The sequence below is a fragment of the Pseudomonas psychrophila HA-4 genome (assembly GCF_000282975.1).
Lineage (GTDB): Bacteria > Pseudomonadota > Gammaproteobacteria > Pseudomonadales > Pseudomonadaceae > Aquipseudomonas > Aquipseudomonas psychrophila_A.
In genome coordinates, this window is the sequence record NZ_ALJC01000094.1 from 1 (window position 1) to 16,926 (window position 16,926).

A 16,926-nucleotide genomic window follows, 5' to 3' on the forward strand; every position below is an offset into this window, starting at 1 on the left:
CTTCCAGCTTCCAGCTTCCAGCTTCCAGCTTCCAGCTTCCAGCTAGCTCAAGTATAGGGCACAAAAAAACCACCGTTCAAAGTGCAGTGCAATTCACTTAAGCCGAACTAGACCTCTTAGGAGCGAACTTGCCTTGCGATCTTTTGATTTTAAGCAAAAGATTGCGAGCAAGTTCGTTCTTGCAGTTGGTCTTGCGCAGTTCTTGAGTAAACAGCATTGACCGCTCAAGGTGGTTCTATCTGAGTAGCTCAGTCGCCGTAATAAATACAGCCGCTCGTGCACGTTTCATGAATTCGAATCGCGGACAGTTCTGGAAGCAGAGGTTTCAATTGCTGCCAAATCCACTTGGCCAGGACTTCGCTGGTCGGGTTTTCCAAGCCTGGAATATCGTTCAAATAGTTATGATCGAGCAGTTCATAGAGCGGTTTGAAAATTGCTTTTATTTCCGAGAAGTCACGGATCCATCCAGTTGCAGGATCAATGTCACCACTTAAATGAATCGCAACCTTGAACGAGTGCCCGTGTAAACGGCCGCACTTGTGGCCTTCTGGAACGTAAGGCAAGCGATGCGCTGATTCAAAGGTAAACTCTTTAAAAATTTCCACGGTGTTTATAGCTCTGAAGAAGTGGCTATCGCCTTGGCGATGAATGCAGGCCGGCAGTTTAGCAGCTAACGCGCTGCAAGCGAAAAAACCGCGATCAGTTACCTACCTGCCGCTCAAGGGAATTCAGTTTCGATTAAGGCTGAAACGCTATAGTTTGTTATTCACGTGCCACCAATGGCACGAAGCGAGAGGTAAGTGATCACAGTGAGTGTTTACGTTCGCGGGTTTGTTGCACTTGTGTGTTTGGCATTCTGTTCGGTGGCCATCTCGCGGGATTTGGGCCAGGACGAAGCGTTACGTTTGCGTGAGCAAGGCGTGATCCTGCCCTTGGAGCAAGTGCTTCGAAAGGCTATTGAGCGTTATCCGGATGCAAAGCTACTGGAAGTCGAACTGGAGGAAGATGACGATATTTATGTGTATGAAGTTGAGCTACTGACGCCCAGCGGTGTTGTTCGGGAACTCAAGTTGAATGCCGCAGATGGCCAATTGCTTAAAGATAAGGTTGATGATTAATGCGGCTGTTGCTAGTAGAAGACCATGTCCCCTTGGCTGACGAACTGATCGCTGGCTTAAAACGCTTGGGCTACGCGGTAGATTGGCTGGCCGACGGCCGCGATGCCCTTTATCAGGGTAAGAGCGAGCCTTATGACCTAATTATTCTAGATTTGGGTCTACCGGGAGTTCCGGGCATTGATGTGCTCAAACAGTGGCGTGCAGAAGGGCTGACCACGCCAGTGTTGATTCTGACCGCCCGCAGTTCATGGTCTGAGCGCATTGAGGGGCTCAAGGCCGGAGCCGACGACTACGTGACCAAACCGTTTCATCCTGAAGAATTGCAGCTGCGGGTCCAGGCGTTATTACGCCGCTCTCACGGACAGACAAATCAGCCCCTGTTGAAGTCAGCAGGACTGCATCTGGATGAGTCGCGTCAATGCGTTCTCCATGATGGGGCTGAGGTACAACTGACTGCCGCTGAGTTTCGACTCTTGCGTTACTTCATGCTTCATCCTCAGCAGATCCTCTCGAAGAGCCATTTGGCTGAGCATCTTTACAACGGCGAAACAGAGCGCGACTCCAATGTGCTTGAGGTTCATGTGAACCATCTACGGCGCAAGCTAGGCCGCTCGGTGATAGAAACGCGACGCGGGCAAGGCTACATGTTCGGGGCAACTGGCCAGTGAAATCCATTCAGCGGCGCTTGAGCATTGGTTTGATCAGTGTCTTGTTGGTGGCGGGCTTGGTGGTCAGCCAAGTGAGCTTCTGGTTATTCGAAAATGGTCTTCAGCGTTATCTGGAGTCTGGCCTGCAGAATGATAGCGAAAATTTGCTGGCGGCACTGACCCAAGGCTCTCAAGGTCTGCAACTAGATGAGCGGCGGCTCTCGCCCGCTTATCAGCGACCTTTTTCTGGCCACTACTTCAGCATTGATTTTGGCGACACCCATTGGCGCTCGCGTTCGCTATGGGACGCGCAACTGCCACGACCCACTCAGCTAGGACCGGACAGCACGCTGCAGCCTGGCCCGGAAGGGCAAATGCTGCTACTTCTGCGCAGTGACTATCAGCGCTTTGGAAAACCAGTTTCAATCACTGTGGCTCAGGACTACACGCCGATACGTGAGAGTTTCAAGCAGGTGCAAAGGATCGGTTTGGGCATTGGCATCTTTACGCTCATGGCCATCTTGTTAATGCAGCGGCTCACGGTTCGTCGAGCGTTGCGGCCACTGGAGATCGCGCGCAAACAGATCGTTCAACTGCAGTCAGGTCAGCGCTCACAACTTGATGCACAGGTGCCGCTTGAGCTTGAGCCCCTGGTGACGCAAATCAATGATCTTCTGGCCCATACCGAAGGTACTTTAAAGCGCTCGCGAAATGCGCTGGGTAACTTGGGGCATGCACTAAAAACCCCTCTGGCGGTCCTATTCAGTCTGGTCAATGACCAACAACTGGATAACTACCCCGGCCTTCAACAACGGTTGCGTGATCAGTTGGAATACATACAGCAACGCATGAGCCGCGAGCTAAACCGTGCGCGTCTAGCAGGAGATGCATTACCGGGGGCTCAGTTTGACGCGGATGCTGAACTCTCCGTGTTGCTATCCACCCTGGGCATGATTCATGGCGCTCACCTGCAGCTCACGCTAAATGCTTCACCGGGGCTGCACATGCCCTGGGACCGTGAAGACATGCTCGAGCTGCTCGGCAACCTATTGGATAACGCCTGCAAATGGGCTGATGCGCAGGTAGAGCTGACGATTCGTCAAACGTCGAACGGTTTTGTCATTGAAGTTCAAGACGACGGTCCTGGTATTCCTAAAATTGTACGTGATCAGGTTTTCAGTCGTGGCACACGTCTAGACGAACAAACCAGCGGTCATGGCTTGGGTTTGGGCATCGTGCGCGACATTGTAGAGGCCTGGGGAGGGGGGATGCAGCTTGAAACCGGCAGGTTGGGCGGGCTGTTGGTGGTCATCAAGCTGCAAGGGCGCAAGCATTGAAGACGACGACTACCCCAGTGGCAGTCGTCGCCTGTTTTCGCCTTGCCTAGCCTTCGCTCGACAACATTTCGTGCAGACTTCTAGCGCGTTACACGCGGAACTGATCCATAAGCGTCTGCTGCTGGTTGGCCAGCGAATTAAGCGACTGGCTAACGCGTGCAGACTCATTGGCTTGCCCAGACAATGATTCAGTCACATCGCGGATAGTCGCCACGTTGTGGTTAATCTCTTCGGCTACTGCACTTTGCTCCTCCGCTGCGCTGGCAATTTGCAAATTCATGTCGGTAATTACCGTGACCGCCTCACCGATTTGTTGTAAAGCCGTCACCGTCTGTCCCACTTGCTCAACGCTGCCTTGAGCTTGGCGATGACTGTTGCTCATGGATGTCACCACCTCTTGAGTGCCGACTTGAAGTTGTTCAATTACCTGACGAGTTTCTTCGACCGACTCCTGAGTCCTTCGTGCCAGATTGCGCACTTCATCTGCCACCACGGCAAATCCTCGACCGGCATCTCCCGCCCGTGCTGCCTCAATCGCCGCATTTAAGGCGAGTAAGTTGGTTTGTTCGGCAATCGCGCGAATCACCTCCAATACAGAGCCGATTTTCTCGCTGTTGGCCGCCAACCCTTCCACTTGTTTCATGGCCACACTCATGTCGGCGGCCAAGTGATTAATACTGGCGGTAGTACGATCAATAATGGTCAGACCCTGCCGGGTAGCCTCATCAGCATCGCGCGCTGCGTGTGCGGCCTGTGCCGCGCTGCGTGCGACGTCTTGAGCGGTTGCGCTCATCTCATGAGACGCAGTGGCGACCTGATCGACTTGGCGGTATTGCTGCTCCATGCCGGCGCTGGTTTGGGTGGCAATAGACGCAGACTGGTCGGCAGTGCTGCGGGCATCCTGTACCGAGCCTTTAACCTCGGCAATGATGGGTTGCAGCTTGTCTAAGAAACGGTTGAACCAGCCTGCCAGTTGGCCCAGTTCGTCTTTTTTGTCGTAGGTCAGACGACGTGTCAGATCCCCTTCACCGCTGGCAATGTCTTCAAGCATGTGTGCGACGCTCAAGATAGGCCGTGTAACGCTACGGGCCATCAGCCACACCAGCAGCAGGCCTATGATCGCCGCCAGTGAGCCCAAGCCAAGTTCAATCAGGGTGCCAGCGGTATTGCGCTCATCCAGCTCGGACTGTAACGCTTGGGCAGGGCCTACTAGTACCTGCTCAGGTACATCGAGCAATATGGCCCAAGCTTTGCTGCCTGGAATAGGAAAAAACGGCGTCAGTACCTTAAGGCGCTGTTGAGTGCGGATGTTGTGAGTTTGGCCAGCGCCAGTCATCAGTTTCATCAGTTGAGCGCCATCGTCAGGGTCCACCTGGTCTAAGCGCTGGCTGAGTTTGTTGGCATCGGCACTGAAGCCGGCCAGTACCCCTGCCGAGCTGATAATGCTCACATGGGTTTGCCCGTCGTACAGCTTCTTGCTTGCTGCCTGACTCATGGCTTGCAAGCTGTTGAGATTAATATCAACCGAAAGCGAGGCGATCACCTTGCCGTTGACTATCAGCGGGAAAACAATGCTGGTCATCAGCACGTTCTGCCCGTCCATTTCATAGAAGTAAGGTTCGATGATGCACGGCTTAAGTGTTGCGCGCGGGCAGGTAAACCATGAGTTATTGGCTTGTCCGCTAGGTCCGATACTTGTGTCAGTCATGTCGGTTTCAGGCAGCGCCATTGAGGTTAATTTACCCGGCGTCGGTTGCGACCAATAGAGGGCGAAACGGCCTTTGTCATTACTGCCGAGTACGTGTTGATGGTCAAAAAGCTGATCTTTGCCATCCAGCGCATTGGCCTCAAAGACCAGCGATATACCCAATAAATCAGGGTTAGCCTGCAGGGCGGATTTAACCTGGCGCGTTAAGTCTTCGCGAAGATCGAATGCATCCAAAAAGCGCTTTTCAGATTGCTCACGCAAAAACAGGACTTGGCGGGAAAACCCGTTGCCGTACTGGTAGGCGTCCATAAACTGACGGCTAATAACCTGGGCTTGTGCTTCTCCTTGGGCTTCAATACGCGCTTGAGTGGACTCATTAAGCATCTTCGCGCTTGAGGCCTCTACAAGGTTGGAGGTGTACTCCATGCGATAGAGGGAAAGCCCCACCAGCAAGGCTACAACCCCCACGAGGCAAAGTCCGGCGAGGAGGGTGATTTTCCATTGAATGGAAAGCTGTCTGAGCGACATGGAAACATCCTAAAAAGAGGCTTACACCGTTAACGGCAGTCAGGCATATTTCTTTACGGAAAGCGCTGAAGCGTGACCTTTAAAAACCGCGCTTAAGCCCTTTAAAAGTTAGGGTTAAATCGGTTTCTCCTTTGGAATTTCATAACGATAGGCTTGCGCTTTGACAAGGCGGCGATGCTGCTGCAAAGTGTGCGCCCTCAAATAAGTCCTCCCTTCCAAATCCGGCGACTGGAATAGCAGTCGATTGCCCGGAATTTCCCGCTTTACGGTGTTTTTATCGTCATGCGCGCTATGAGGTTGTAATAATGAATGCAGTAATTGCCGCGGTCGGCATCATGTTGGTGCTCAGTCTGTCCCGTGTGCATGTGGTTATCGCCCTGATTGTGGGGGCCGTTGTCGGCGGTCTCGTCGGGGGGTTAAGCATCGAAGCAACGCTCAATGCGTTCAACAGCGGCTTGGGCGGCGGGGCAACTGTTGCGTTGTCCTACGCGATGCTAGGCGCCTTCGCTGTAGCGATTGCCAAGTCTGGGCTGGCTCATGCATTGGCTGATAAAGCACTGGTTATGGTCAATAAACAGCAGGCGGTCGGTGGCAACCAGATCAAATGGCTATTGATAGGCTTGTTGCTGGTGGTAGCAATTTGCTCGCAAAACATCTTGCCGATTCACATCGCCTTTATTCCCTTGCTGGTTCCGCCTCTGCTGTATGTCCTGACCAAACTGAAGATTGATCGCCGTTTGATTGCCTGTGTCATGACTTTTGGTTTGATCACCCCGTACATGTTCCTACCTGTGGGCTTTGGCAATATCTTCCTCAATCAGATCTTGCTCGCCAACGTCAGTAAAAGTGGCGTGGACATTAGCGAGGTCAACGTCACCCATGCCATGGCAATTCCGGCGTTAGGCATGCTGTTTGGCCTGCTGATGGCGGTATTCATCAGCTACCGCAAAAAACGCGACTATGACTTGGCCAAAATCGAGCAAGTCGAGCAGACAAGTATTACTTACAACCCGATAACCCTACTGGTGGCTGGTGTTGCCATCGCCGCAGCGTTCATTATTCAGCTATGGCTGGGCTCGATGATCATCGGTGCATTGGCGGGTTTTGTGATCTTCTCGGTGTCGGGCATTGTGCGTTGGCGTGAGACTGATGACTTGTTTACCGAAGGCATGAAAATGATGGCCATGATTGGTTTTATCATGATTGCGGCTTCAGGCTTTGCTGAAGTCATGAAAGCCACAGGCGAAGTGAAATCGCTGGTTGAAGCCTCTGCGGGGTGGATAAATCACAGCAAGGGCTTAGGGGCATTACTGATGCTCTTGGTGGGCTTGCTGGTAACCATGGGCATTGGCTCGTCGTTTTCGACAGTACCAATCTTGGCCGCGATTTTCGTCCCTCTGTGCGTGCAGTTGGGCTTCAGCCCGATGTCCATCGTTTGTATCGTCGGAACTGCGGGCGCCTTGGGGGATGCGGGTTCTCCTGCGTCAGACTCAACCTTGGGCCCGACTTCCGGTTTGAACATTGACGGCCAGCACCACCACATTTGGGACACCGTAGTCCCTACGTTCCTGCACTACAATTTGCCGTTATTGGCTTTTGGTTGGGTAGCCGCCATGGTTTTGTAAGTCAGGGCAGTTCGATACGACCGTCCTCTCCGGGGACGGACGGCCAATCACCTGCCGCCCAGCGTGTTCTGGCCTGTTCAATCAGCGCCGGATCGCTGGCAACAAAGTTCCAGTTCATGCGTCGTGGTCCATCAAGCGGCGCGCCACCTATCAGCACTGCGTGGCAGTCACTTTCAGCACACAACGTCAACGCTTCCCCGGCGGGCAGCAGCACCAAGCTGCATGGTTCTAGCCTTTGGCCTTCCAGTTGAGCATCACCTTGCAACACATAAAGCGCCCGCTCCCGATGTTCGGCCGGAATAAGCAGCGTAGTGGCTGTCTGCATCTGCACTTCGGCATATAACGTAGGCGATAGCACGGGTACGGGGGATGTCAGACAAAAGCCTGATCCTGCAATCATCCGTATGCTTACACCCAGGTTATCGCTCACGGGCAAACTGCTGGCTGTGTGATGGCTGTATAGCCCCTTACCTTGTTCATGTTCTCGGGGCGACGCCAGCCACACTTGGAGTCCGTGCAAAGTCGAGCCCTGTGCCAGTAGCGAAGAGGGCGTACGTTCAATGTGGGCAATCGCCGCACCGGCTGTCATCCAGCTGACTTCGCCTGGTCCAACCTGCTGGTCCGAGCCCAAGCTGTCTTTGTGTTGCAGTTGGCCTTCGAATAGGTAGGTCAGGGTGGACAAGCCAATGTGCGGGTGCTGTCGGATATCCATCCCTCGACCAGGTGGGTAATGCGTTGCAAGCATGTGATCGAAAAACACAAAGGGCCCAACGCTGCGGCATTTAGCCGAAGGCAGCGGGCGCAAGATAGGTTGGCCTTCAACATCCTCGGCGCGAGGCATAATCACGGTGAATGTCGGCATGGGCCTGTCCTGGCAAAGAAGAAGCGTTGAGCATAACCCAACGCTTCTAGCCCAGCATTACTGGCTGAAAGCGCCTTCAGATAAATGGGTTTCGATGGAAACTTGGGCGGTGGTCATCAACTTATGCACGGGGCATTTGTCTGCGACGTTATGCAGCTCTTGGCGTTGCGCGTCCGTTAGCACGCCCTTGAGAGTCAGTTTGACGTGTAACGCGTATTTGCCTTTTTGCTCTTCGCTGGCATCGTGTTTGACTTCAACCGTGACGCCGGTAAGTGGAATGTCTTTCTTTTGCGCATACAGCTTAAGTGTTAATGCCTTGCACGCGCCTAGGGCTGCGTCGAAATAATCATGCGGACTTGGGGCAGAGCCTTCGCCCCCTAATGATTTGGGTAGATCAGTAAACACTTCGTGATCGTCGATTTTAATGCTGTGACGAAAGCCTTCGTGGGACGCGGTATTGACGGTAACAGTCATGGCAAACCTCGGAGTGGAGTGATAAAGGTCCTGATCTTTATAGAGCACTCTGGGAGTTGTACGTTCCATTAGGCAAAAAAATGCCCCGACTAGGTCGAGGCATTTTTATTGAGCGGGAGGGCTGGGCTTACTTGCCTTCCCAGCGCTTCAGAACCAGAGTGGCATTAGTGCCACCGAAGCCGAAGCTGTTGCTCATAACGGTGTTGATAGTGGCATCTTCACGCGTCTTGGTCAGGATTGGCATGTCAGCGACAGCCGGGTCCAGCTCTTCAATGTTGGCGGAGCCAGCAATGAAGTTGCCTTCCATCATCAGCATGCAGTAGATCGCTTCGTGAACGCCAGCGGCGCCCAAGGAGTGACCCGACAGGCTTTTGGTCGAGCTGATCGGTGGCGCTTTGTCTGCGAACAGTTCGCGAATGCCTTTCATCTCTGCCACGTCACCGACCGGAGTCGACGTGCCGTGGGTGTTGATGTAGTCGATAGGAGCATCAACTGTCGACATTGCCATCTGCATACAGCGGATAGCGCCCTCGCCACTCGGTGCAACCATGTCGTAGCCGTCAGACGTTGCGCCGTAGCCAACGATTTCAGCGTAGATCTTGGCGCCACGGGCCAGAGCATGTTCCAGCTCTTCAACCACAACCATGCCGCCACCGCCAGCGATGACAAAACCATCACGCTTGGCGTCATAGGCACGGGAGGCTTTTTCTGGGGTTTCGTTGTACTGGCTCGACAGTGCGCCCATGGCGTCGAACAGGAACGATTGGCTCCAATGCTCTTCTTCACCGCCGCCAGCGAATACGATGTCCTGCTTGCCCATCTGAATCTGTTCCATGGCGTTACCGATGCAGTGAGCACTGGTGGCGCAGGCAGAAGCGATGGAGTAGTTCAGGCCCTTGATTTTGAACGGGGTCGCCAGACAAGCCGAAACGGTGCTGCTCATGGTCCGCGTTACACGGTATGGGCCGACGCGTTTCACGCCTTTTTCGCGCAGGATGTCGAGCGCTTCCATCTGGTTCAAGGTCGACGCGCCGCCAGAACCCGCGATCAAGCCAGTGCGCGTGTTGGAGACTTGCTCCTCGGTCAGGCCCGAATCAGTGATCGCGTCTTTCATGGCCAAGTATGCGTAAGCAGCTGCGTGGCCAACGAAACGATAAATCTTGCGATCGATCAGCTCTTCGAGGTTCAGGTCAATGGAGCCGGAAACCTGGCTACGCAGACCCATTTCGGCATATTCCGGGTTAAATCGGATACCAGGGCGACTTGCACGCAGGTTAGCGGAGACGGTCTCTTTGTCATTGCCCAGGCACGAAACGATGCCCAGACCAGTGATAACGACGCGGCGCATGCGGATAACCCTTAAAAGTTGTCAGTGGAAGTGAATACGCCGACCCGAAGGCCTTCGGCAGTATAAATCTCGCGACCGTCGACAGTGACCGAACCATCGGCAATGGCCAGGTTCAGCTTGCCCTTGAGGACGCGCTTGATTTGAATGTTGTAGGTGACTTTCTTGGCTGTTGGCAAAACCTGGCCAAAGAACTTCACTTCGCCCGAACCCAAGGCGCGACCGCGGCCAGGCAAGCCTTGCCAGCCTAGGTAGAAACCTACCAATTGCCACATGGCGTCGAGGCCCAGGCAGCCCGGCATTACCGGATCGCCTTCAAAGTGGCAGGCAAAGAACCACAGGTCTGGATTGATATCCAGCTCGGCGACCAATTCACCTTTGCCGTACTTGCCGCCTTCTTCACTGATATGGGTGATGCGATCCACCATCAGCATGTTCGGGGCGGGCAGTTGCGCGTTACCTGGGCCGAACAGTTCGCCGCGGCTACAGCGCAGCAAATCTTCCCGAGTAAAGGCGTTTTGTTTGGTCATGCGAGCTCCTCAATAATCCCATGTGGCAAGGTGGGGCAAATCTTCCCGACCAACCGAAACATGGTGTTTCAGTTCGCCAGCCTACACATAGACTATTGCGTTGTAGTGAAAGTCACAGCGCAAAGGACAGGAATGTACACTTGTGCACTGAAAATTTAAATAGGGCCGGTTCAGGGGCCCATTCGGGTGCCTAAGACTGCCGCACTTTTGCGTTTAACGCCAGTCGCAGGTGCCTCATTAGCCATAAGTTACTGGACCCAGCGCTGTAAAATCTGCTCCAGTTCCTCTCGTTTGAACGGCTTGGCAAGGTAATCGTTCATACCGGCTTGCAGGCAGGTTTCCCTGTCGCCCTGCAGCGCGTTGGCAGTCAGGGCAATAATGGGCACCGTCGCACAGCCTGCCAATTGGCGGATTTGCCGGGTGGCTTCGTAACCATCAATCACAGGTAATCGGCAGTCCATCAGAATCGCCGCGTAGCGTGCGGTGTTGGCATGATGAATCGCCTGGGCACCGTCACTGACCACGCACACCTCATACCCCAAGCTTTTCAGCGTGGCCTCAATAACGGCTTGATTAACCGGATTGTCCTCTACCAGCAAGACTTTACGACCTTGTGTACTCGGCGGCTGCGTCGTGATTGCCAGCCTTTTACTGGACGTCACAGGCTGATGCAGTTCCAGCGGAATCTCTAGGGTGAACACCGAACCCTGAGCCTCCTCACTCTTAGCGTGCAAGGTGCCGCCCATGCGCTCGGCCAACGTACGAGCGATGGGCAAGCCCAAGCCTGTGCCGCCATAGCGCCGGGAAATCGAGCTGTCAGCTTGCTGAAAGGCATTGAACATCGACTCCAACTTATCGGTGCTGATACCGATACCGCTATCGCGCACTGAGCAGGTAAACCAGATTAACTCGTGATCCAGTGGTTGCCATTGGGCCTCGATACTGACGCTGCCGCGCTCGGTGAACTTCAAGGCATTTCCGATCAGATTGACCAAAATTTGCCGAATCCGGGTGGGGTCGCCGAGCACATGTAAAGCCTTCAGATCATCGGGAACCTTCAGTTGCAACAGCAAATCTCGTTGACCTGCACTGAACTGGAAGGCTTGCACGCAGTTGTCGATCAAATCCTGAAGGTTGAACGCAATGTGCTCCAGTTCCAGCGTTGAACGTTCGATGCGCGAAAAATCGAGAATATCGTTAATGACCTTGAGCAAATGTTCAGTGGACTCACAGGCGAGGGCGGCATATTCCGTCTGCTCCTCAGTCATCCTGGTAGTTTCCAGCAGTTGCAGCATCCCCAGTACGCCATTCATTGGGGTGCGCAGCTCATGGCTCATCATTGCTAAAAAATCAGTCTTAGCGCGGTTGGCCCGCTCGGCTTCTTCACGGGTCTGAATCAGTTGAGCAATGGCGGTCTGTTGTTCACGGCTGGCCTGCTCAAGGCCTTCGGCCAGATTATTGATGTGCTGCGCCAAACTGCCCAATTCACCATCGTCAACCACTGGCAAAAGCGCTTTGTAATCGCCCTGCTGGATGGCCTTAACCGCTTTGCTCATGTCACTGATGGGTTTGGACAGATTGGAGGCCAGGCGTCTGGCCAGCAGGAAAGTGAAGCCCAAGGCAAACAACGCAAGAATCACCGCCTTGAGCAAGATCTCTTGCTGGCGCTTGCTGAACGCTTCATTCGACATGCCGACCAACACCCGGCCTAGGTAATCTTCTTCAGCTACGTTGACTTGGTTGTTGGTGGTTAAAAAAGCATCGCCTGAGGTACTTTTCTGCCACCGCACAGGGGCCTGAAATACTTCAACAGGAGCCCCATGGTTTTGTGCAAACGCCGGTTGCTCGGCTTGAGCCAGCGTATTGCCTGCGCGATCTTGCACCTGCACGAACTCGACGTGGGGGGTGTTCAACGATGCTTTTATCAGGCTTTCCAGGACCTGCGCGTTACCAGAAAGAACCCCGTACTCGGTGGCAGGGGCTAATTGATTGGCAATTAATTGACCCGTGTAATCCAGTTCCTGACGCAAGTCCTGGATCCGCACGAAGGTAAAAAAACTGATCAACAACAGGGTTAATAACAGCGCTGGCCCAAGGCTCATCATCTGTGTACGGGTATGAATATCCCAGTGACTACGTGCGGTCATGAATGAGCAATTCCTTCAGTTGTACACATGTCAGCAGTTATGTTGTCCATGTGTACCGTCATCCTTGACTTCAGATTGGTCATTCGTGTGCGCAACGGAGCTGCCCTTGGTGGTTGATATCAAGGCGGCATGGTAACTGAGCTTTCAGACTTTGCCAGTCAGAGCCTGCTTTTCTTCGGCTGCAATCGTTCAAAACGGCTGGGTGCGAGCACTCTCGAGAAACCACGCCAATAAACTTAACACGCGCATTGGCCGTCCTAACAATCCTGCAACAGCAGTGCTCTGGGGCTGGTCGTCGGGCATGCGCCCCGTATAATGCCGCGATTGCCACAGCTAGATGGATGACGGGATTGCATATGACTGAACAGCACACTATTGCGGTCTTGGGAGGCGGAAGCTTTGGCACCGCCGTGGCCAACTTGCTGGCAGAAAATGGTCATCGTGTGCACCAGTGGATGCGTGACCCTGAGCAAGCCGAGGCCATTCGCCTCAATCGTGAAAACCCGCGTTACCTCAAAGGCATCAAAATTCATCCGGGGGTCGAGCCCGTCACCGACCTGCAAGCGACCCTCGATAGCTGCGAACTGTGCTTTGTGGCGCTGCCGTCTAGCGCTTTGCGCAATGTACTGGCTGCCCACGCCGAGCGTTTGAGCGGCAAAATGCTGGTCAGTCTGACCAAAGGTATCGAAGCCCACAGCTTTAAATTGATGAGCGAGATCCTTGAAGAACTCGCCCCACAAGCCAGAATCGGCGTGCTATCTGGCCCTAATCTGGCACGCGAAGTGGCGGAGCATGCGTTGACGGCCACCGTGGTTGCCAGCGCCGATGAAGCGCTCTGCACAGCTGTACAAGCGGCTCTGCATGGTCGCACGTTCCGGGTCTATGCCAGCGCTGATCGGTTCGGCGTAGAACTGGGTGGGGCGTTGAAAAATGTGTACGCCATTATTGCTGGCATGGCCGTTGCGCTGGGCATGGGGGAAAACACCAAAAGCATGCTGATTACCCGTGCTTTGGCTGAAATGACCCGTTTTGCTGTGAGCCAAGGTGCCAACCCCATGACCTTTCTTGGGTTGGCGGGCGTAGGAGATTTGATCGTCACCTGTTCGTCGCCTAAAAGTCGTAACTATCAGGTTGGGTTTGCCCTTGGCCAAGGCCTGAGCCTAGAAGATGCGGTTGCTCGTTTGGGCGAGGTTGCAGAAGGCGTGAACACCCTTAAAGTGCTCAAGGCCAAGGCGCAGGAATTGAACGTTTACATGCCATTGGTCGCAGGCCTGCACGCGATCCTGTTTGAAGGCCGCACGCTCAACCAGGTGATCGAACTGCTGATGCGCGCAGAGCCAAAGACCGATGTCGACTTTATCTCCACCAGTGGTTTCAACTGATCAGGCCAGGAGCAAGAAATGAGTGACAGTAAAAATGCCCCCAAGTACGAGTCCATTGTTTTACGCGTGTTGTGGATGCTAGTTTTTTTTCTGGTTTGGCAAGTCGCGCAATTCGTGCTCGGTGCGCTAGTGCTGGTGCAATTGATTTATCGTCTGGCTTACGGCGCACCCAATGGCGGGCTCATGAACTTTGGTGACAGCCTAAGTTCGTATCTCGCCCAGATCGGGCGCTTTGGCAGCTTTCATACCGAACAAAAACCGTGGCCTTTTGCCGACTGGCCTGCAGCACGAGCCCCGGAGGGCGAGGCGCCTTACGTGGCACCTGAGAACGGTACCGAGAGCAAACCATGAAACTCTGGATCTTGCGTCACGGCGAAGCCCAGCCCCATGCCCGACGAGATGCCGAGCGTGAGCTGACCGCCCATGGCCGGGAACAAGTGCTGCACAGTGCCGCGCAGTTGATCGGCGAGCCACTGGACAGCATCTTGGTCAGCCCCTATACGCGGGCTCAGCAGACCGCTGAGTTAGTGCGCAAGGCCTTGGGTTTTACCCCTCAACTCATCACAGTGCCTTGGCTAACACCCGAGAGCGAGCCGCAGTACGCCGCCAGCAAACTGCCTGACAGCGGCCATGTTTTATTGGTCACTCATCAGCCGTTTGTTGGGGATTTGATCAGCCTGCTGCAATTTGGCCATTTGCGTCAGCCACAGCCAATGCAGACCGCCAGCCTGGCCGAGCTTGAGGGAGAATGGCCGCTGGCTGGCAGCATGACCTTGCTCAGCGTGCGCCACCCTCAGTAGGAAAAACCGTCGTAGCCGCTGCCGCTGCCGCTGCCGCAGCCTGCGGTAGCGGCTACAGTTTTTAGTAACGGTTGCACAGGCGGGTGTGAGTGAAAGATAGTTGGGTCCAGGTTGTCGAAAAATCCTACGACAAAATGGCAGCCAACATTCACTCAGCAAGGAATGACCCATGAGCTTGTGGACCACCCAGCCGGATCTATCGCACCTAAATGCGATGCGCAAAAACACCATCTGTGACGTGCTGGATATTACTTTTGATGCTTTCGATGACCAGTCCATCAGTGCCAGCATGGTGGTGGATCACCGTACTCATCAGCCGTTCGGCTTGTTGCACGGGGGCGCCTCGGTTGTGCTGGCTGAAACCCTAGGTTCGATGGCCAGTTACTTGTGTGTCGACACACAGAAATTCTATTGCGTGGGACTTGAAGTCAATGCGAACCATCTGCGTGGGGTCCGCAGCGGCCGGGTTAGCGCTATAGCAAGGCCTGTTCACATCGGGCGCACCACCCATGTGTGGGATATTCGTCTGACTGACGACAACGGCAAACTCAACTGCATTTCTCGGCTGACCATTGCTGTCGTTCCCTTGGGGGAAATACCGCCCACACGTTGATTCGGCATGGCGATGGCCGTAGTGGCGTCATTCATGGCGCATACGGGCGTTGATATGGTGAATTTTCCTACAGACAATAAGGCGTGTTTCCTACGTGTAGACGCCTTTTATGTCTCGGCAGATTTTTTTCGCCCATGCCAATGGCTTTCCGTCAGGTACTTACGGCAAGTTATTTGACGCACTGGCCCCGGATTTTAGCGTCACCCGGCTTTCTCAGCACGGGCATGACCCGCGTTTCCCCGTGGACAATAACTGGCACAACCTGGTCGATGAACTGATCTATCACCTGCAACAGCAAGATGAGCCGGTGCTGGGCGTTGGCCACTCGCTGGGTGGCATATTGCACCTGCACGCGGCATTACGTTGCCCGCAGTTGTACAAAGGTGTGGTCATGCTCGACTCGCCGGTGCTAACGCTCACCGATCAATGGGTGATTCGCGCGGCCAAGCGTTTTGGCTTTATCGATCGCCTGACCCCGGCTGGCCGAACGTTGGGCCGGCGTGAAGAGTTTGCAGATCGTACTGCGGCTCGCGACTATTTCGCGGTCAAGTCACTGTTTCGCAGTTTTGACCCAGATTGCTTTGAGGCGTACTTGGAGCATGGCTTACAGCCAGTCGATGATCGTTTACGCCTGAGCTTTGACCCTGCCACAGAAATCAACATCTACCGCGGTGTTCCCCACACCAGTCCCGGACGGATACTTCAATTGCAGGTGCCTTTGGCCATGGTGCGAGGGCAAGACAGCCGCGTAGTCATGCGCCATCATGCGCGGGCCGTGGCGCGTATGCCTCGCGGTGAGTCACTGAGTGTGCCAGGCGGGCACATGTTTCCCTTGGAGCAGCCGCTTGACACCGCCAGCCTGCTCAAACAAATTTTTGCCCGCTGGGAACTGCGTCTCCCCGGCCCCTGAAGAGCACCCTGCATGAACCCTGTGGTTGAAGAAGTCCGTCTGAGCCTGCCGCATATCGAGCTGGCCGCGCATATTTTTGGTCCCGAAGACGGACTGCCAGTCATTGCCTTACACGGCTGGCTGGACAACGCCAACAGCTTTGCGCGGCTGGCGCCCAAGCTACCCGGTCTACGCATCGTGGCGCTGGATTTTGCAGGTCACGGCCACTCGGACCACCGACCACGGGGTGCCGGGTACGCGCTGGCCGATTACGCCTTTGACGTGCTGTGCGTGGCTGAACAGTTGGGCTGGGAGCGTTTTGCATTGCTGGGGCATTCGTTGGGCGCGATTGTCTCTGTGATCGTCGCGGGCTCATTTCCTGAGCGTGTCACCCAATTGGCGCTGATCGACGGCATCGTGTTGCGCAGCGGTCCCGAAGGCGACGCGGCTGAGCGCATGGGCCAGGCCCTGCAAGCGCAGCTGGGCCTGGCGCACAAGCGCAAGTCGGTGCATCCGACCCTTGAACGGGCGATAGAGGCGCGCATGAAAGGCATGGTTGCGGTTAGTCGCGAAGCTGCGCAGTTGTTGGCCCAGCGTGGGTTGATGCCTGTGCCGGGTGGTTACAGTTGGCGCAGCGACAGCCGCCTGACATTACCGTCACCTCTGCGCTTGAGCGATGAACAGGCGATGTCTTTCGTTCGGCGGATCAATTGCCCGACAACCCTGGTGGTTGCAGAGGAGGGCATGTTGGCCAGCCATCCCGAGTTGCTGGATCGTCTACCCTTTACGTTAAACCGGTTGGCTGGCGGCCATCATTTGCACCTGAATGACGAGGCGGGGGCAATCCTTGTTGCAGACTGTTTCAATCGGTTCTTCGCCGTTCCTTGACTTGCGGCGGCCAACTGCCGAGGCTTGGCGGGT

General features: G+C 54.7%; 17 protein-coding genes and 1 pseudogene. 10 read left to right on the forward strand and 8 right to left on the reverse strand.

Translation table 11 applies throughout. The features are described from left to right. Positions 1 to 248: 248 nt before the first annotated feature. A complete protein-coding gene (gene queD, locus B347_RS0114995) occupies positions 249 to 605 on the reverse strand; it encodes a 6-carboxytetrahydropterin synthase QueD (protein ID WP_019410510.1) in 357 nt (118 codons plus the stop codon). Between the two features lie 198 nt (positions 606 to 803). Here queD and B347_RS0115000 point away from each other — a divergent pair, with 198 nt between their 5' ends. The 3 genes from B347_RS0115000 to B347_RS0115010 are packed head-to-tail and all read left to right on the forward strand — an operon-like array spanning position 804 to position 3,102. After that, the gene (locus B347_RS0115000) at positions 804 to 1,118 is read left to right on the forward strand and encodes a PepSY domain-containing protein (protein WP_026014212.1); all 315 of its coding nucleotides are present in this window, start codon (positions 804 to 806) and stop codon (positions 1,116 to 1,118) included. Further along, positions 1,118 to 1,786: a response regulator transcription factor gene (locus B347_RS0115005; protein ID WP_019410512.1), complete on the forward strand. Its 669-nt coding sequence runs from the start codon at positions 1,118 to 1,120 to the stop codon at positions 1,784 to 1,786. The genes B347_RS0115000 and B347_RS0115005 overlap by 1 nt, the downstream gene beginning before the upstream one ends. Then, the gene (locus B347_RS0115010) at positions 1,783 to 3,102 is read left to right on the forward strand and encodes a sensor histidine kinase (RefSeq protein ID WP_019410513.1); all 1,320 of its coding nucleotides are present in this window, start codon (positions 1,783 to 1,785) and stop codon (positions 3,100 to 3,102) included. The genes B347_RS0115005 and B347_RS0115010 overlap by 4 nt, the downstream gene beginning before the upstream one ends. Before the next feature lie 88 nt (positions 3,103 to 3,190). On the opposite strand, the gene B347_RS27215 is transcribed toward B347_RS0115010, so the two are convergent. Beyond that, the gene (locus B347_RS27215; RefSeq protein WP_423812786.1) at positions 3,191 to 3,946 is read right to left on the reverse strand and encodes a methyl-accepting chemotaxis protein; all 756 of its coding nucleotides are present in this window, start codon (positions 3,944 to 3,946) and stop codon (positions 3,191 to 3,193) included. A 102-nt stretch (positions 3,947 to 4,048) separates the two neighbouring features. Next, positions 4,049 to 5,338, reverse strand: a pseudogene (locus B347_RS27220) (HAMP domain-containing protein); the annotation flags it as partial. A gap of 305 nt (positions 5,339 to 5,643) precedes the next feature. Between B347_RS27220 and B347_RS0115020 the strand changes: the two are divergent. Beyond that, positions 5,644 to 6,963 (forward strand): Na+/H+ antiporter family protein, encoded by a 1,320-nt coding sequence (locus B347_RS0115020; protein ID WP_019410515.1) that lies wholly within the window; start codon positions 5,644 to 5,646, stop codon positions 6,961 to 6,963. Position 6,964: 1 nt separating this feature from the next. On the opposite strand, the gene B347_RS0115025 is transcribed toward B347_RS0115020, so the two are convergent. From B347_RS0115025 to B347_RS0115045, 5 genes are all read right to left on the reverse strand, one after another. Further along, the gene (locus tag B347_RS0115025; RefSeq protein ID WP_019410516.1) at positions 6,965 to 7,825 is read right to left on the reverse strand and encodes a pirin family protein; all 861 of its coding nucleotides are present in this window, start codon (positions 7,823 to 7,825) and stop codon (positions 6,965 to 6,967) included. Positions 7,826 to 7,882: 57 nt separating this feature from the next. Continuing rightward, a complete protein-coding gene (locus tag B347_RS0115030) occupies positions 7,883 to 8,299 on the reverse strand; it encodes an OsmC family protein (protein ID WP_019410517.1) in 417 nt (138 codons plus the stop codon). Between the two features lie 127 nt (positions 8,300 to 8,426). Beyond that, positions 8,427 to 9,647: a beta-ketoacyl-ACP synthase I gene (fabB, locus tag B347_RS0115035; RefSeq protein ID WP_019410518.1), complete on the reverse strand. Its 1,221-nt coding sequence runs from the start codon at positions 9,645 to 9,647 to the stop codon at positions 8,427 to 8,429. A gap of 11 nt (positions 9,648 to 9,658) precedes the next feature. Continuing rightward, on the reverse strand, positions 9,659 to 10,174 hold the full coding sequence (fabA, locus tag B347_RS0115040) for a 3-hydroxyacyl-[acyl-carrier-protein] dehydratase FabA (RefSeq protein ID WP_017529299.1): 516 nt from the start codon (positions 10,172 to 10,174) through the stop codon (positions 9,659 to 9,661). A gap of 248 nt (positions 10,175 to 10,422) precedes the next feature. Next, positions 10,423 to 12,321, reverse strand: coding sequence for a response regulator (locus B347_RS0115045; protein ID WP_019410519.1), 1,899 nt, complete (start codon positions 12,319 to 12,321; stop codon positions 10,423 to 10,425). Between the two features lie 356 nt (positions 12,322 to 12,677). Here B347_RS0115045 and B347_RS0115050 point away from each other — a divergent pair, with 356 nt between their 5' ends. From B347_RS0115050 to B347_RS0115075, 6 genes are all read left to right on the forward strand, one after another. Then, positions 12,678 to 13,703: an NAD(P)H-dependent glycerol-3-phosphate dehydrogenase gene (locus B347_RS0115050; RefSeq protein ID WP_019410520.1), complete on the forward strand. Its 1,026-nt coding sequence runs from the start codon at positions 12,678 to 12,680 to the stop codon at positions 13,701 to 13,703. A gap of 18 nt (positions 13,704 to 13,721) precedes the next feature. After that, on the forward strand, positions 13,722 to 14,054 hold the full coding sequence (locus B347_RS0115055; protein ID WP_019410521.1) for a DUF4389 domain-containing protein: 333 nt from the start codon (positions 13,722 to 13,724) through the stop codon (positions 14,052 to 14,054). Then, positions 14,051 to 14,503 (forward strand): phosphohistidine phosphatase SixA, encoded by a 453-nt coding sequence (gene sixA, locus B347_RS0115060; RefSeq protein ID WP_019410522.1) that lies wholly within the window; start codon positions 14,051 to 14,053, stop codon positions 14,501 to 14,503. The genes B347_RS0115055 and sixA overlap by 4 nt, the downstream gene beginning before the upstream one ends. Positions 14,504 to 14,672: 169 nt before the next feature. Then, a complete protein-coding gene (locus tag B347_RS0115065) occupies positions 14,673 to 15,116 on the forward strand; it encodes a hotdog fold thioesterase (RefSeq protein ID WP_019410523.1) in 444 nt (147 codons plus the stop codon). Between the two features lie 109 nt (positions 15,117 to 15,225). Next, positions 15,226 to 16,026: an alpha/beta fold hydrolase gene (locus tag B347_RS0115070; RefSeq protein ID WP_019410524.1), complete on the forward strand. Its 801-nt coding sequence runs from the start codon at positions 15,226 to 15,228 to the stop codon at positions 16,024 to 16,026. A 12-nt stretch (positions 16,027 to 16,038) separates the two neighbouring features. Continuing rightward, entirely contained in the window at positions 16,039 to 16,893 is an 855-nt protein-coding gene (locus tag B347_RS0115075; RefSeq protein WP_019410525.1) for an alpha/beta fold hydrolase, read from the forward strand. Positions 16,894 to 16,926: the final 33 nt, after the last annotated feature.

Bases quoted from the DNA above. Each gene is read 5' to 3' on its own strand.
- B347_RS0115005 (WP_019410512.1), top strand. From the start codon at position 1,118: ATGCGGCTGTTGCTAGTAGAAGACCATGTCCCCTTGGCTGACGAACTG.
- B347_RS27215 (WP_423812786.1), bottom strand. From the start codon at position 3,946: ATGGAGCAGCAATACCGCCAAGTCGATCAGGTCGCCACTGCGTCTCAT.
- B347_RS0115020 (WP_019410515.1), top strand. From the start codon at position 5,644: ATGAATGCAGTAATTGCCGCGGTCGGCATCATGTTGGTGCTCAGTCTG.
- B347_RS0115025 (WP_019410516.1), bottom strand. From the start codon at position 7,825: ATGCCGACATTCACCGTGATTATGCCTCGCGCCGAGGATGTTGAAGGC.
- B347_RS0115030 (WP_019410517.1), bottom strand. From the start codon at position 8,299: ATGACTGTTACCGTCAATACCGCGTCCCACGAAGGCTTTCGTCACAGC.
- fabB (WP_019410518.1), bottom strand. From the start codon at position 9,647: ATGCGCCGCGTCGTTATCACTGGTCTGGGCATCGTTTCGTGCCTGGGC.
- fabA (WP_017529299.1), bottom strand. From the start codon at position 10,174: ATGACCAAACAAAACGCCTTTACTCGGGAAGATTTGCTGCGCTGTAGC.
- B347_RS0115045 (WP_019410519.1), bottom strand. From the start codon at position 12,321: ATGACCGCACGTAGTCACTGGGATATTCATACCCGTACACAGATGATG.
- B347_RS0115050 (WP_019410520.1), top strand. From the start codon at position 12,678: ATGACTGAACAGCACACTATTGCGGTCTTGGGAGGCGGAAGCTTTGGC.
- B347_RS0115055 (WP_019410521.1), top strand. From the start codon at position 13,722: ATGAGTGACAGTAAAAATGCCCCCAAGTACGAGTCCATTGTTTTACGC.
- sixA (WP_019410522.1), top strand. From the start codon at position 14,051: ATGAAACTCTGGATCTTGCGTCACGGCGAAGCCCAGCCCCATGCCCGA.
- B347_RS0115065 (WP_019410523.1), top strand. From the start codon at position 14,673: ATGAGCTTGTGGACCACCCAGCCGGATCTATCGCACCTAAATGCGATG.
- B347_RS0115070 (WP_019410524.1), top strand. From the start codon at position 15,226: ATGTCTCGGCAGATTTTTTTCGCCCATGCCAATGGCTTTCCGTCAGGT.
- B347_RS0115075 (WP_019410525.1), top strand. From the start codon at position 16,039: ATGAACCCTGTGGTTGAAGAAGTCCGTCTGAGCCTGCCGCATATCGAG.